13 protein-coding genes are annotated in these 13,030 nt (G+C 72.2%); 9 read left to right on the forward strand and 4 right to left on the reverse strand.

Annotated elements, in window-relative coordinates; translation table 11 throughout:
- The first annotated feature begins 87 nt into the window (after nucleotides 1-87).
- Both clpB and ACYQ8Q_RS24975 read left to right on the forward strand, forming a co-directional pair.
- Nucleotides 88-2,685: an ATP-dependent chaperone ClpB gene (gene clpB / locus ACYQ8Q_RS24970; protein WP_460067970.1), complete on the forward strand. Its 2,598-nt coding sequence runs from the start codon at nucleotides 88-90 to the stop codon at nucleotides 2,683-2,685.
- Between the two features lie 174 nt (nucleotides 2,686-2,859).
- Entirely contained in the window at nucleotides 2,860-3,396 is a 537-nt protein-coding gene (locus tag ACYQ8Q_RS24975) for a YbjN domain-containing protein (protein ID WP_460067971.1), read from the forward strand.
- A 97-nt stretch (nucleotides 3,397-3,493) separates the two neighbouring features.
- On the opposite strand, the gene ACYQ8Q_RS24980 is transcribed toward ACYQ8Q_RS24975, so the two are convergent.
- The 3 genes from ACYQ8Q_RS24980 to ACYQ8Q_RS24990 form a co-directional block, all read right to left on the reverse strand.
- Entirely contained in the window at nucleotides 3,494-5,008 is a 1,515-nt protein-coding gene (locus ACYQ8Q_RS24980; protein ID WP_460067972.1) for an FAD-dependent monooxygenase, read from the reverse strand.
- A gap of 91 nt (nucleotides 5,009-5,099) precedes the next feature.
- On the reverse strand, nucleotides 5,100-5,474 hold the full coding sequence (locus ACYQ8Q_RS24985) for a putative quinol monooxygenase (protein ID WP_460067973.1): 375 nt from the start codon (nucleotides 5,472-5,474) through the stop codon (nucleotides 5,100-5,102).
- A 57-nt stretch (nucleotides 5,475-5,531) separates the two neighbouring features.
- Nucleotides 5,532-6,188, reverse strand: a complete 657-nt coding sequence (locus ACYQ8Q_RS24990) for an NADPH-dependent FMN reductase (protein ID WP_460067974.1) — start codon at nucleotides 6,186-6,188, stop codon at nucleotides 5,532-5,534.
- 107 nt (nucleotides 6,189-6,295) lie between these two features.
- Here ACYQ8Q_RS24990 and ACYQ8Q_RS24995 point away from each other — a divergent pair, with 107 nt between their 5' ends.
- Genes ACYQ8Q_RS24995 through ACYQ8Q_RS25005 form a run of 3 tightly spaced genes read left to right on the forward strand, consistent with a single transcriptional unit; the run spans nucleotide 6,296 to nucleotide 7,296 of the window.
- Nucleotides 6,296-6,781: a MarR family winged helix-turn-helix transcriptional regulator gene (locus ACYQ8Q_RS24995; protein ID WP_460067975.1), complete on the forward strand. Its 486-nt coding sequence runs from the start codon at nucleotides 6,296-6,298 to the stop codon at nucleotides 6,779-6,781.
- A 7-nt stretch (nucleotides 6,782-6,788) separates the two neighbouring features.
- Nucleotides 6,789-7,040, forward strand: coding sequence for a type II toxin-antitoxin system prevent-host-death family antitoxin (locus ACYQ8Q_RS25000; RefSeq protein WP_460067976.1), 252 nt, complete (start codon nucleotides 6,789-6,791; stop codon nucleotides 7,038-7,040).
- Nucleotides 7,033-7,296, forward strand: a complete 264-nt coding sequence (locus ACYQ8Q_RS25005; RefSeq protein WP_460067977.1) for a type II toxin-antitoxin system RelE family toxin — start codon at nucleotides 7,033-7,035, stop codon at nucleotides 7,294-7,296. The genes ACYQ8Q_RS25000 and ACYQ8Q_RS25005 overlap by 8 nt, the downstream gene beginning before the upstream one ends.
- A gap of 79 nt (nucleotides 7,297-7,375) precedes the next feature.
- Here the strand turns inward: ACYQ8Q_RS25005 and ACYQ8Q_RS25010 are convergent, their stop codons facing one another.
- A complete protein-coding gene (locus ACYQ8Q_RS25010) occupies nucleotides 7,376-8,572 on the reverse strand; it encodes a pyridoxal phosphate-dependent aminotransferase (protein ID WP_460067978.1) in 1,197 nt (398 codons plus the stop codon).
- A 141-nt stretch (nucleotides 8,573-8,713) separates the two neighbouring features.
- Here ACYQ8Q_RS25010 and ACYQ8Q_RS25015 point away from each other — a divergent pair, with 141 nt between their 5' ends.
- The 4 genes from ACYQ8Q_RS25015 to ACYQ8Q_RS25030 all read left to right on the forward strand — a co-directional run bounded on the left by ACYQ8Q_RS25015 (nucleotide 8,714) and on the right by ACYQ8Q_RS25030 (nucleotide 13,011).
- Nucleotides 8,714-9,103, forward strand: a complete 390-nt coding sequence (locus ACYQ8Q_RS25015) for a hypothetical protein (RefSeq protein ID WP_460067979.1) — start codon at nucleotides 8,714-8,716, stop codon at nucleotides 9,101-9,103.
- Between the two features lie 329 nt (nucleotides 9,104-9,432).
- The gene (locus ACYQ8Q_RS25020; RefSeq protein WP_460067980.1) at nucleotides 9,433-9,990 is read left to right on the forward strand and encodes a DUF2617 family protein; all 558 of its coding nucleotides are present in this window, start codon (nucleotides 9,433-9,435) and stop codon (nucleotides 9,988-9,990) included.
- Between the two features lie 68 nt (nucleotides 9,991-10,058).
- A complete protein-coding gene (locus ACYQ8Q_RS25025; protein WP_460067981.1) occupies nucleotides 10,059-11,663 on the forward strand; it encodes a polyamine aminopropyltransferase in 1,605 nt (534 codons plus the stop codon).
- 79 nt (nucleotides 11,664-11,742) lie between these two features.
- Nucleotides 11,743-13,011 (forward strand): SRPBCC domain-containing protein, encoded by a 1,269-nt coding sequence (locus tag ACYQ8Q_RS25030; protein WP_460067982.1) that lies wholly within the window; start codon nucleotides 11,743-11,745, stop codon nucleotides 13,009-13,011.
- Nucleotides 13,012-13,030 lie beyond the last annotated feature (19 nt).

Raw genomic sequence — 13,030 nt, forward strand, 5'->3', positions numbered from 1 at the left:
CGAACATTGAGCGGAATAGACTCAACTTTGTGTACGCTGGCACAGTCAGACAAGGGAGACGGCTGACGCAAGGAGGAGACAGCGAACGTGGACGCCGAGCTGACCAACCGGAGCCGGGACGCGATCAACGCGGCCGGCAACCGTGCCGTGTCGGGGGGACACCCCGACCTCACCCCTGCCCACCTGCTGCTCGCGCTGCTCCAGGGGCAGGACAACGAGAACATCGTCGATCTTCTCGCCGCCGTCGGCGCCGACCAGGCCGCCATCCGCGCGGGAGCCGAGCATGTGCTCGCCGGTCTGCCCAGCGTGACCGGCTCCACCGTGGCGCCCCCGCAGCCCAACCGTGAGCTGCTCGCCGTGATCGCCGACGCCCAGGCGCGGGCGAAGGAGCTGGGTGACGAGTTCCTCTCCACCGAGCACCTGCTGATCGGCACCGCCGCCAAGGGCGGCCAGGCCGCCGACGTGCTCGGCCGGCACGGCGCCGGCCCGGACCGGCTCCAGGACGCCTTCAAGAAGGCCCGCGGCGGCCGCCGGGTCACCACCGCCGACCCCGAGGGCCAGTACAAGGCCCTGGAGAAGTTCGGCACCGACTTCACCGCCGCCGCCCGCGACGGCAAGCTCGACCCGGTCATCGGCCGGGACCAGGAGATCCGCCGCGTCGTCCAGGTCCTCTCCCGCCGCACCAAGAACAACCCCGTCCTCATCGGCGAGCCCGGCGTCGGCAAGACCGCCGTCGTCGAGGGCCTCGCCCAGCGCATCGTCAAGGGCGACGTCCCGGAGTCCCTGAAGGACAAGCGGCTCGTCTCCCTCGACCTCGGCGCCATGGTCGCCGGCGCCAAGTACCGGGGCGAGTTCGAGGAGCGCCTGAAGACCGTCCTCGCCGAGATCAAGGAGAGCGACGGCCAGGTCATCACCTTCATCGACGAGCTGCACACGGTCGTCGGCGCGGGCGCCGGCGGCGACTCCGCGATGGACGCCGGCAACATGCTCAAGCCGATGCTCGCCCGCGGTGAGCTGCGCATGGTCGGCGCGACCACGCTCGACGAGTACCGCGAGCGGATCGAGAAGGACCCCGCCCTGGAGCGGCGCTTCCAGCAGGTGCTGGTGGCGGAGCCGACCGTCGAGGACACCATCGCGATCCTGCGCGGACTCAAGGGCCGCTACGAGGCGCACCACAAGGTCCAGATCGCCGACAGCGCGCTGGTCGCGGCCGCGACCCTCTCCGACCGGTACATCACCTCCCGCTTCCTGCCCGACAAGGCCATCGACCTCGTCGACGAGGCCGCCTCCCGCCTCCGGATGGAGATCGACTCCTCGCCCGTCGAGATCGACGAGCTCCAGCGGTCCGTGGACCGGCTGAAGATGGAGGAGCTGGCCATCGGCAAGGAGACCGACGCCGCCTCCCGCGAACGCCTGGAGAAGCTGCGCCGCGACCTCGCCGACAAGGAGGAGGAGCTGCGCGGGCTCACCGCCCGCTGGGAGAAGGAGAAGCAGTCCCTGAACCGGGTCGGCGAGCTGAAGGAGAAGCTCGACGAACTGCGCGGCCAGGCCGAGCGCGCCCAGCGCGAGGCCGACTTCGACACCGCCGGCAAGCTGCTGTACGGCGAGATCCCGGCCCTGGAGCGTGACCTGGAGGCCGCCACCGAGGCCGAGGAGGAGGCTGCCAAGGGCACCATGGTCAAGGAGGAGGTCGGCTCCGACGACATCGCCGACGTCGTCGCCGCCTGGACCGGCATCCCGGCGGGCCGCCTCCTGGAGGGCGAGACGCAGAAGCTGCTCCGCATGGAGGCCGAGCTGGGCCGCCGGCTGATCGGCCAGTCGGAAGCCGTCCAGGCCGTCTCGGACGCCGTACGGCGCTCCCGCGCGGGCATCGCCGACCCCGACCGCCCGACCGGCTCCTTCCTCTTCCTCGGCCCCACCGGCGTCGGCAAGACCGAGCTGGCCAAGGCCCTCGCCGACTTCCTCTTCGACGACGAGCGGGCCATGATCCGCATCGACATGTCGGAGTACGGCGAGAAGCACAGCGTCGCCCGGCTCGTCGGCGCGCCCCCCGGCTACGTCGGCTACGAGGAGGGCGGCCAGCTCACGGAGGCGGTCCGCCGCCGCCCGTACAGCGTGGTCCTCCTGGACGAGGTGGAGAAGGCCCACCCCGAGGTCTTCGACGTCCTGCTCCAGGTCCTCGACGACGGCCGCCTCACCGACGGCCAGGGCCGCACGGTCGACTTCCGCAACGCGATCCTCGTCCTGACCTCGAACCTGGGCAGCCAGTACCTGGTCGACCCGGTCTCCACGGAGGCGGAGAAGAAGGAGCAGGTCCTGGAGGTGGTCCGGGCGTCCTTCAAGCCGGAGTTCCTCAACCGCCTCGACGACCTGGTCGTCTTCTCGGCCCTGTCCAAGGACGAGCTGGGCCGGATCGCCCGCCTCCAGATCGACCGCCTCGCCCGCCGCCTCGCCGACCGCCGCCTCTCCCTGGAGGTCACCGACGCGGCCCTCGCCTGGCTCGCCGAGGAGGGCAACGACCCCGCCTACGGCGCCCGCCCGCTGCGCCGCCTGGTCCAGACGGCCATCGGCGACCGCCTCGCCCGGGAGATCCTCTCCGGCGAGGTCAAGGACGGCGACACGGTCCGCGTGGACACCTTCGGCGAGGGCCTGATCGTCGGCCCGAAGCCCACGAAGACCCTGTGACCACGCCGAGTCACCGCAGAGCGCGCCGGCCCCTGTTCCCCGGGGGCCGGCGCGCGCCGCTCGCACGCTCTCAGCGGAATTGCGCCAACCGGAGGTGAACCCTGGGGGGCGGGGCTTGCCACCCCCCTCCCCGGATGGGGGAGGATGGCGGGATCCGTACGAAGGGAAATTTCGGTGAGCATCGACCCGTCCTCGATTCCGAACTTCGGGGGCCAGCAGCCCGAGCCGCAGCCCCAGGGACCGGCGGGCCCCGTAGTCCCGGATCAGGACCTCGTGAAGCAGCTCCTCGACCAGATGGAGCTGAAGTACGTCGTCGACGACGAGGGTGACCTCGCGGCGCCGTGGGAGGAGTTCCGTACGTACTTCATGTTCCGCGGCGAGGGTGACCAGGCGGTCTACTCGGTGCGGACGTTCTACGACCGGCCCCACCAGATCGACGACAAGCAGCCCCTGCTGGAGGCGATCGACGACTGGAACCGGCGCACCCTGTGGCCCAAGGTCTACACGCACACCCACGACGACGGCACCGTCCGCCTCATCGGCGAGGCGCAGCTGCTGATCGGCGCCGGGGTGAACATCGAGCTGTTCGTCTCCTCCACGGTGAGCTGGGTGCGCGCGGCCATCGAGTTCGACAAGTGGCTGGTGGAGCAGCTGGGCCTGGAGAAGGACGTCGACGGCACGGACGGCGAGCCCGAGGAGGGCGACGCGTAGGTCCCCCCGACCGGCCCGTCCGTCCCGGCGGGGCACCGTCCACAGCCTGTGGACGGTGCCCCGCCTGCCGTTTTCGGCCCGCGAGATCGCGCTTGGCTCATGCCGGGTGGCCGAACCACAGGCCGGCGGCTCGCTCGAACGCTTCGGGGGCAGGGGTGTGGTCGCCTGCCCAGGCGACGACGCCGTCGGGGCGGATCAGCACGGCGCCCGATCCGAGGTCGTTCCGCGCCGCCCCGGCCGCATACCGTATCCGGCTTCCCCAGCCCTTGGCCGCACCGTACAGGCGGCGGCCGGCGCTGAAGTCGAGCGCGACGCCCCGGCCGTCCTGCGTCAGGTCGGCGAGACGGGTGCCGTCCTCGAGACGGAACTCCGGGGCGGTGCGGCCGACCAGCGGGTGCTCGCCGCCGAGGTCGAGGCGGTGGGCTGTGCCCGAGGTCTTCTCGAACACGTAGGTCGTCCCGTCCCGGGTCCCGAGCAGGTCACGCAGCACTCCCTGGACCGCCCGGGCATGCGGGTCCGGCCGCATGGCCGCCACCTGGGCGCGCGACCAGTCGAGCACCCCGGCGCCGATGGGGTGGCGCTCGCCGGTGTAGGTGTCGAGCAGTCCGTCCGGCGCGTGCCCGCGTACGGTCGCCGCGAGTTTCCAGCCCAGGTTCACGGCGTCGCCGAGGCCGAGGTTGAGTCCCTGCCCGCCGAGGGGGGAGTGGATGTGGGCGGCGTCGCCCGCGAGCAGTACGCGCCCCCGCCGGTACGCCGTCGTCTGCATCGCCCGGTCGGTGAAGGTCGAGGCGAGACGGACGCCGTTCAGTGTCACGTCGGTGCCGGACACGCGGCGCAGCACCGCCTGGAGATGGTCGCGGGTCGGCTGCCGCGAGCGGTCGTACGCGCCGCCGTCGAAGTCCGTCATGCCGATGTACTCCTTCGCGGGTGTCCGGAGGTACATGCCGGTCGGGGTCAGGTTGAACCCGGGGCGCAGTTTCTCGGGGTCGGCGATGTCGGCGAGGACGGCGTAGCCGGTGAACTGCGGATCGGTGCCGACGAAGTCGAAGCCCGCGAGCCCGCGTACCGTGCTGCGTCCTCCGTCGCAGCCGACGAGCCAGCGAGCCGCGTACTCCTGCCCGCCGGCTCGCGCGACCACGCTCTCGTCGTCCTGTGTGACGGCCGAGACCGTGACGCCGCGCCGGATCTCCACGCCGAACTTGAGAGCCCGCTCGGCCAGCACCGTCTCGACCGCTTCCATGCTTGTCATCAGGCCGTCCGCCGGGCTGGGAAGCCGGAACGGCAGGGCGGCGACGTCGACCTTGGCGGGATCGAGCATCATGCCGGCGAAGTGGCCCACAGTGCGCGGGGGTGACGGCTCGTCCGGGTCGGGGTGCGAGCCGGGGTCGTCGTGGATGCCCGAGGCGGTCAGCAGCGGGTGCAGCATCCCGCGGCGGTGGAACGCCTCGGCCGAAGAGGCGGACAGGCCCCGCATCCCGAGCGGGGCCGCCTTCCACGGGGAGCGGGGCTCCGGGTCCCGCTCGAGCACCAGAACGGAGCAGCCCGCGAGGCCGAGTTCGCAGGCCAGGAACAGGCCGACCGGGCCGGCGCCCACGATCACCACGTCATGCATGAGTACTCCTCTTACCGATTTCTGAAGGGTTGCGAGGACCCGACGGCGGCGGCGCGGGGTCCTGGTGTTCGCGCCGGCGCGGTCGCTCGGCTCAGGCCGCCGCGTTCGGCGGGTGAATCTCCTGGACGAACTCGCCGGAGGTTTCCTCGAAGATCAAGTCTTTCGTGGCCACGTATTCCGCCATGTAATCGCGCTGACCGTGGGCCATGACGGCCTCGACGCTCACCCAGTGTTCAAGGAGGGTGAAGGAGTGCGGGTCGTCCCGATCCCAGAGGATGCGGAACTCCAGGCAGTCCGGGTTGGCACGGATCGGTCCGACGATTTTCTTCAGCGCCTGCTCGGCTGCCTCGATCTTGTCCCGCCGGGCCCGGAGCCGGACCAGGAAGACCACGGGCCCCGGGTGGTCCTTCCGCTTGCGGTCGACGGCCTCGTCCGGGTCAGGGACGGCGGAGAGGGCATCGGACATGGGTTTCCCGCTTTCGTCGGCTTGGCATGGACAGCTGCTTGACGTCCGTCGGCGACGTCACGCCGCCGGACTCCTGGCGGCTTCGGCGTCGAGTGCCGCATGCAGCCGGAACCGGCCCGGCACCAGTTCGCCGGCTGCGCGGGCCTGCTCCAGTGCCGCCGACCACCACGCCAGATCGTCGAGTACGACGTCGAGTCCCGCCTTCGTCAGGAGGCTCGTGGGCCGGTCGGCGTCATCGAACGCGTCGTTGACGAACGGGATCACGACCGTGTTGCGAAGCGGCACGGCCTCCGCCTCCACCATGATCTGGGCGAGGTGCTCGATCGCCCGTGTCCCGCCGCCGATACCGGCGCTGTAGCCGACGGCGGCGACCGGCTTGTTGCGGAACGCGTGGGACAGCCAGACCGAGTCGATGGCGTTCTTCAGGACGCCCGGGATGCTGTGGTTGTACTCGCCCGTCACGACGATGTAGGCGTCCGCGTCCTTGATCTTCCGGTTCCACGCCTTCACGAGCGGCTCGGAGTACGTCGGGTCGTTGATGTCTCCGATGGTGCCGAAGTGCTCGGCGAAGAACGGGAGGGGCCAGTCCCGTAGGTCCAGCACCTCGACATCGAAGTTCTCGTGGGCGGCGGCGACGGAGGCCACCCAGGGCGCCACCTTGTCCGCGGCCCTGGTCGGGCGACTGGTCCCCAGGATGATCTTGAGCTTGGGCATGCGCACCTCCGCGTTGCGATCAACTGATCGTCAACGTAGCGCAAATCATTGCAGAGGACCAACCATTATTGAGTGGCAAACCTTTACATCGGGGATACGCTTGCGGAATGGAAAGTACGCGGGCGACCTCCGAGCGCCAGTCCATGCCGCTGATCGTCCACCTCGCGCGCGTGGGGCGACGCACCGTGGACGCGTCGATCGGGCCCGGCGACCTGCGCCACCGGCAGGTCGTCGCGCTCAACCTGCTGAGCGAGCGCGGGTCCGTGAGTCAGCAGGCGCTCGGAGAGATGCTCGGCCTGGATCCGAGCAACGTCGTCGGACTCCTCAATGAACTGGAGGAGCGCGGGCTGACCGTCCGCCGTCGCGACCCGGCCGACCGCCGGCGGCACATCGTCGAACTCTCCCAGGACGGCGAGACGGCACTGGAGGCGGCTCAGGCGCGACTGGCGAAAGTCGAGGACGTGATCCTCCACGCGCTCAGCCCCGCGGAACGCGCGACCCTGTACGAACTGCTGGTGCGCGCCGTCGGCGCAGACCGCCCCGGGGACGACGGGAGGGGTCCCCACCCCGCGCCGCCGTCTCGATGCGACTGAGCGCGTGATGGCGTCCATCCGTGATGTTGGGGCCCACCTGGCCGAGGTCGTGGAGCGGGCAGACCGGGACGACGTGCCTACCGTGATCACCCGGCGCGGCAAGCAGGTCGCCGCGGTGGTGTCCATCGAGGTGCTGCGCAAGTACCAGGAGTGGGAAGAGCGCGAGATCAACCGGATCATCGACGAGCGCATGACCAACCCGGCACCCGGCATCCCGATCGAGGACGTCATGAGGGAGACGCTGGCGCGCAGTGAGTGAGTACCGCACCGTCTTCCGGGCCGAGGCTCAGGCCGAACTCCGCATGGTCCCGCGAGCCATGGCCCTCCGCATTCTGGCCAAGCTGACTGAGCTGGAGAGCGACCCGACGGGGTTCAACTCCACGGCCCTCGTCTCCCAGCCCGACCGGCGCCGCCTGCGGGTGGGCGACTACCGCGTGATCTACACCCTCGACAACGGCGAGCTGGTGGTGTGGGTCGTACAGGCCGGGCATCGCTCCACCGTCTGCGACACCTGAGCCGGCACCTGCGCCGCGGACGACGCGGGTGCCACGGTTTCGGGTTGGGGTCCACTGAGGAGCCCAGACCGTACGGCTGTTACGCGGCGAGCGACTTCAGCCGGGTCACCGCCTCCTCCAGCACCCCCACCTGCTTGCAGAACGCGAACCGCACGAACGGGGCGCCCGCCTCGCTGTGGTCGTAGAAGACCGCGTTCGGGATGGCGACCACGCCCGCGCGTTCCGGCAGCGCCCGGCAGAACGCGAAGCCGTCGGACTCGCCGAGGGGCCGGATGTCGGTGGTGATGAAATACGTGCCCGCCGTCCGGAACACCTCGAAGCCCGCGTCCGTCAGCCCCGTCGCCAGCAGATCGCGCTTGGCCAGCATGTCCGCGCGGAAGGCGTCGAAGTAGGCGTCGGGGAGGGCGAGGGCCTCGGCGACCGCGTACTGGAACGGGCCGGACGACACATACGTCAGGAACTGCTTCGCCGAGCGCACCGCCGTGACCAGGCCGGGCGCCGCCGTGACCCAGCCGACCTTCCAGCCGGTGAAGGAGAAGGTCTTGCCGGCCGAGCCGATCGTCACCGTGCGCTCGCGCATGCCGGGCAGGGTGGCCAGCGGGATGTGCTCCGCCCCGTCGAACACCAGGTGCTCGTACACCTCGTCCGTGACGACCAGCAGGTCCCGCTCCACCGCCAGCGCGGCGATCGCGGTCAGCTCCTCGCGGGTGAGGACCGTGCCGGTCGGGTTGTGCGGGGTGTTGATCAGCAGCAGCCGGGTGCGGTCCGTGACCGCGTCGCGCAGCTCGTCCAGGTCCAGACGGAACCGGGCCCGCTCGGGGTCCGGGCGCAGGGTGACCGGTACCCGCGAGGCGCCCGCCATGGCGATGCAGGCGGCGTAGGAGTCGTAGTACGGCTCCAGGGCCACCACCTCGTCGCCCGGCTCCAGCAGGGCCAGCAGGGTGGCCGCGATGGCCTCCGTGGCGCCCGCGGTGACCAGGACCTCGGTGTCGGGGTCGTAGGACAGTCCGTAGCGGCGGGCCTGGTGGGCGACGATCGCCGTGCGCAGCTCGGGGACGCCCGGGCCCGGCGGGTACTGGTTGCCGCGCCCGTCCCGCAGCGCCCGCACCGCCGCCTCACGGACCTCCTCGGGGCCGTCCTGGTCGGGGAAGCCCTGCCCGAGGTTGATGGACCCGGTCGCCACCGCCAGGGCGGACATCTCGGCGAAGATCGTCGTCCCGAACTCGGCGAGACGGCGGTTGAGGAAGGGGCGTGAGCTGGAGGTCATGCCGGTCATCCTGCGCCGAAGCTCTGGAGTTCCTCAAGTGCGCTTTGGCGGGTGAGACGGGCGGGCATCCCCCGTTCACGCAAGCGCTCGGGCGCTGCGCGAGGCGCCCACGGGGGGCCGCTTCGGGGGATTCGGAAGGAGGGTGACGCCATGATCGTGGGCATCATCCTGGCGGTGATCGCCGTGCTCTTCGTGACGGTGCTCGTCGTCAACGCGCGCCGCAGGAGCCTCAGGCACGCCTACGGCCGTCCGGTGAGGTCGTACGGCGGCTCGGCGAGTCGCGGCCACTCCGGCAGCAGGTCCGCCACCGGCTCGGGCAGCGGCGCCGACACGGCCGCCGCGAGCTGGTGGGTGTTCGGAAGCGACAGCGGCTCGTCGTCCGGCGGCCACTCGGGCCACCACGGCCACTCGGGTGACTCCGGCGGCCACTCGGGCCACTCCTGCGGCGGCGGTTCGTCGTGCGGCGGCGGTTCGTCGTCCTGCGGCGGGGGCGGCGGCGGGTGCGGCGGAGGAGGCGGCGGATGCGGTGGAGGCAGCTGACACGGGGCAGCTGAGCTCCCCGAGGGGGAGCCGCATCCGGACCGCGGGGTCCGCCCCTGACCAGGGCGCCCCGCGGTCGCACCATGTTTTCGGGGTTTTCGGGCACGCTGTGGTTGAACAATTGAGCTGTGGAGCCCCCTGAGGGATGGAAACCCCACGAAGTTGGGTAAAAACGCTGTGGCGTCGCCACCGTTCATGATTCCCTCTAAATCACCAACGCAGCCCCCCGGACCCCTACGGACGTCCCGTGAGGACGTCGTTCCCGGTCCGGCCGGGGCCGGGGTGCGTGACCCACGCCCTCCCTCCTTGCGTCTTCGCGGAGCCGATCCATGCTCACGACCCTGAACACCTCCTACACCGACACGCGCGCGGCCGATCTCGCCTGGGCCCTGGGGCGTGAACCGCTGCCCGCCCTCGCCACGCTCGACCTCGAACTGTCCGGCGCCAAACTCCAGTTGAGACTGCTGGGCGCCTCGCACCAGGTGCTGCTGGAGGAGGAGCAGGGCTGTTGTTCGGAAACGGTGGCCTGCATCCCCGGCAGCAGCACCCCGCTCCCCCTGGGCGTGGCCAAACGCGTGGGCGACTGGGAGTACGAATTCGCCGCCCGCGTCGAGGTGCTGACGCCCGGTCGGTTCGCCGGCCGGGCGCAGGAACTCCTCGCCCTGGTCGCCGACCACCCCAACGGCCTGGCCGGTGTCTTCCCGGGCAGCCCGCACGCCTTCACCGCACTCCTCGCCCAGCGGCACGAGGGCCACGTCCAGTGGCGCACCTGGCACGCGTACCCGCAGGACGGGGAGCTGGTGGCGACGAGAACGCGGGTCGGGGTGCGGACGGGCGCGGGCCGGGACAGCCCGTCGGGGAGCCTGAGGAGCCCGGCCGGAACGTGAGGTTTGCGGCCCAACTTCCACACGTGTGGGTGACGTTGCGTCCCCGGCCCGTGACGTAACGTCGCACCGTGATCGAACCGCACGCACCGGCCCCGCCCGGCGCCCCACCGCCCTGGCGCGGCCCCGCGCGGCTGCCCGTCCGGCCGGACGTCGGGCGGTTCCTGGTCCTCGCGTGCGTGTTCGTCTGCGCGGCCTGCGGTCTCGTCTACGAGCTGGAACTGGTCGCCCTCGCCTCCTACCTGATGGGCGACTCGGTCACCCAGGCCTCCGTGGTGCTGTCCGTGATGGTCTTCGCGATGGGCATCGGCTCCCTCGCCGCCAAACGGCTGCGCCGGTTCGCCGCGGCCGGGTTCGGCGCCCTGGAGGTGGCCCTCGCGCTGGTCGGCGGATGCAGCGCGATGGTGCTGTACGCGGTGTTCGCCTGGACGGGCGACTGGGGCGGTCTGTGGGCCGACGGCCCACGCATCCTGCTGGTCGCCTTCTCCCTCGCCATCGGCCTGCTCATCGGCGCCGAGGTCCCCCTCCTCATGGAGCTCATCCAGCGCGTCCGCCGCCAGGACGCGGGCGGCGCCGTCGCCGACCTGTTCGCCGCGGACTACGTCGGCGGGCTCGTCGGCGGCCTCGCCTTCCCCTTCCTGCTGCTGCCGTTCTGCGGCCAGCTGACCAGCTCCCTGCTGACCGGCGCGGTCAACGTCGTCGCCGGGGGCGCCCTCGTCCTCGGACTGTTCCACCGCGACCTCGGCCGCCGCGCCCGCTGGCTGCTGCCGGTCGCCGGCGTCACCGTGATCGCCGTCCTCGGCTCCGCCGCCGTCCTCGTCGACGACTTCGAGCGGGCCGCGCGCCAGGCGGTCTACGGCGGCGACGTACGGGTCGCCCTGCGGACCGGCGTCCAGGAGGTCGTCCTGACCGGCGGCCGCCACGGCCGCCCCCTCGACCTCTACCTCGACGGCCGGCTCCGGGTCGGCGGCGACGAGCGCCGCTACCACGAGGCCCTCGTCCACCCCGCGATGCACGGCCGGCACGCGCGCGTGCTCGTCCTCGGCGGCGGAGACGGCCTGGCCGCCCGCGAGGCCCTCACCGTCCCCGGCGTGCACCGCGTCGACGTCGTCGAACTCGACGCCGACCTGATCCGCCTCGCCCGCACCGACCCCGCGCTGACCCGCCTCAACGCCCATGTCTACGCCGACCCCCGCGTCCGGGTCCGCACGGCCGACGCCTTCCACTGGCTGCGCGGGGCGCCCCCGGCGGCGTACGACGTCGTGCTCGCGGACCTGCCCGACCCCGATGTCACGGCGAGCGGCAAGCTGTACTCCCAGGAGTTCTACGGCCTCGCCCGGCGCGCCCTGGCCCCCGGCGGGCGGCTCGCCGTGCACGCCGGGCCGGTCACCGGCCGGCACCGGGCCTTCTGGACGGTGGAGGCGACCCTGCGCGCGGCCGGACTGCACACCGTCGCCTACCGCGTGGACGTCCGCGCCCCCGGCCGGCACGAGCGCGCCCCCGCCGACTGGGGCTTCCTCCTGGCCGACCCCGGCGCCCGCCCCGCCCTGCGACTCGACCCCGGCGAGCGGCTGCGCACCCTCACCCAGGCGGGCCTCCTGGCGGACGCGCGGGCGGCGTGGCGGACGCGGGTGGCCGGGGTGCCGCCGTCGACGCTGGTCCACCCGCGGTACTGACGGCACTCACGGCCAATCGCTGTTTCGCCGGGTGCGCGCGGGCGACCGCTGGGTAGGCTCCGGCCCTATGGAGCAAGAGGTGTTCGTTCCCGTTCCCGCCGAGCGGCTGAGGGCGGCGCTCGCCGACCCCGCCCGGGTGGCCCGCGCGGTGCCAGGCCTCCAGCAGGACGCCGGTGCCGTGCCCGTCGCCGGCCGGCTGAAGGTCCGGATCGGCGGCCACACCATCACCTACCGGGGGACCGTACGGCTCTCCGCGCGCGAGGACGGGACGTACGCCGCGGAGGGCGACGCCACCGAGGCCCGCGGCGCCGGCACGGTGAAACTCACGCTCCTGCTCCGACTCGAGGAGACCGACAAGGGCACGACCCTCCACTTCGAGACCACGGCAACAGCGACCGGCCGCGCCACGGAACTCCCCGAGGACCAAGTACGGGCCGCGGTCACCCGCCTGCTGAACCGCTTCGCGGAGAACTTGGGGTCGGACGCGGCCGAAACACCCACAGAGGAGAAGCCGGAGAGGCACCCCGCACCGAAACAGCCGACAGAGCCGGTGGGGCTGGAGGGGCTGGAAGAGTCCGAGCAGCTGGAAGGGGCCGAGGAGCCCGAAGAGCCCGCCGGGCCCACCGTGTCTGCTGAGGGGGCGGCGCCGACCGTGTTCGAGAGCGAGGGCCCAGACAAGCCCGTCGATGCCGCTGAGCCCGGCGATGCTGCCGAGCCCGGCGGTGCCGCTGAGCCCGGCGGTGCTGCCGAGCCTGGCGACTTCGCTGAGCCCGTCGAGCCCGCCGGACCCGTCGATGCCGCCGAGCCCGGCGATGCCGCCGAGCCCCGTGACTCCGCCGAGCCCGGCGACTCCGTTGAGCCCGTCGAGCCCGCCGGACCCGGCGATGGCGCCGAGCCTGGCGATGCCGCTGTGCCCGGCGATGCCGCCGAGCCCCGTGACTCCGGTGAGCCCGTCGATGCCGCTGAGCCCGGCGACTCCGTTGAGCCCGTCGAGCCCGCCGGACCCGGCGATGCCGCCGAGCCCCGTGACTCCGGTGAGCCCGGCGACTCCGCCGAGCCTGGCGACTCCGCCGAGCCTCGTGACTCCGGTGAACCCCGTGACTCCGCCGACCCCCTCGACTCCGTGGAGGCCGTTCAGCCTCCCGCCGAGGCTGCTCATGCGCGGCGGACGATGATCGGGCGGAGTGCCGAGGAGGTCGATCACGCGCCGCCGCGGGGGCGGTACGCGCCGGTGCCCGCGCCGCAGACGGTCGCCCCGAACAGCACGCTGCGCTGGGCCGCCCCCGCCGCCGCGCTGGTCGTGGCGTCGGCGATCGTCGTGGGGCGGGCGCTGCGCCGCCGCCGGTAGCCGTGCGGAACGGTCTCCT

Source organism: Streptomyces sp. YKOK-I1 (assembly GCF_054660435.1).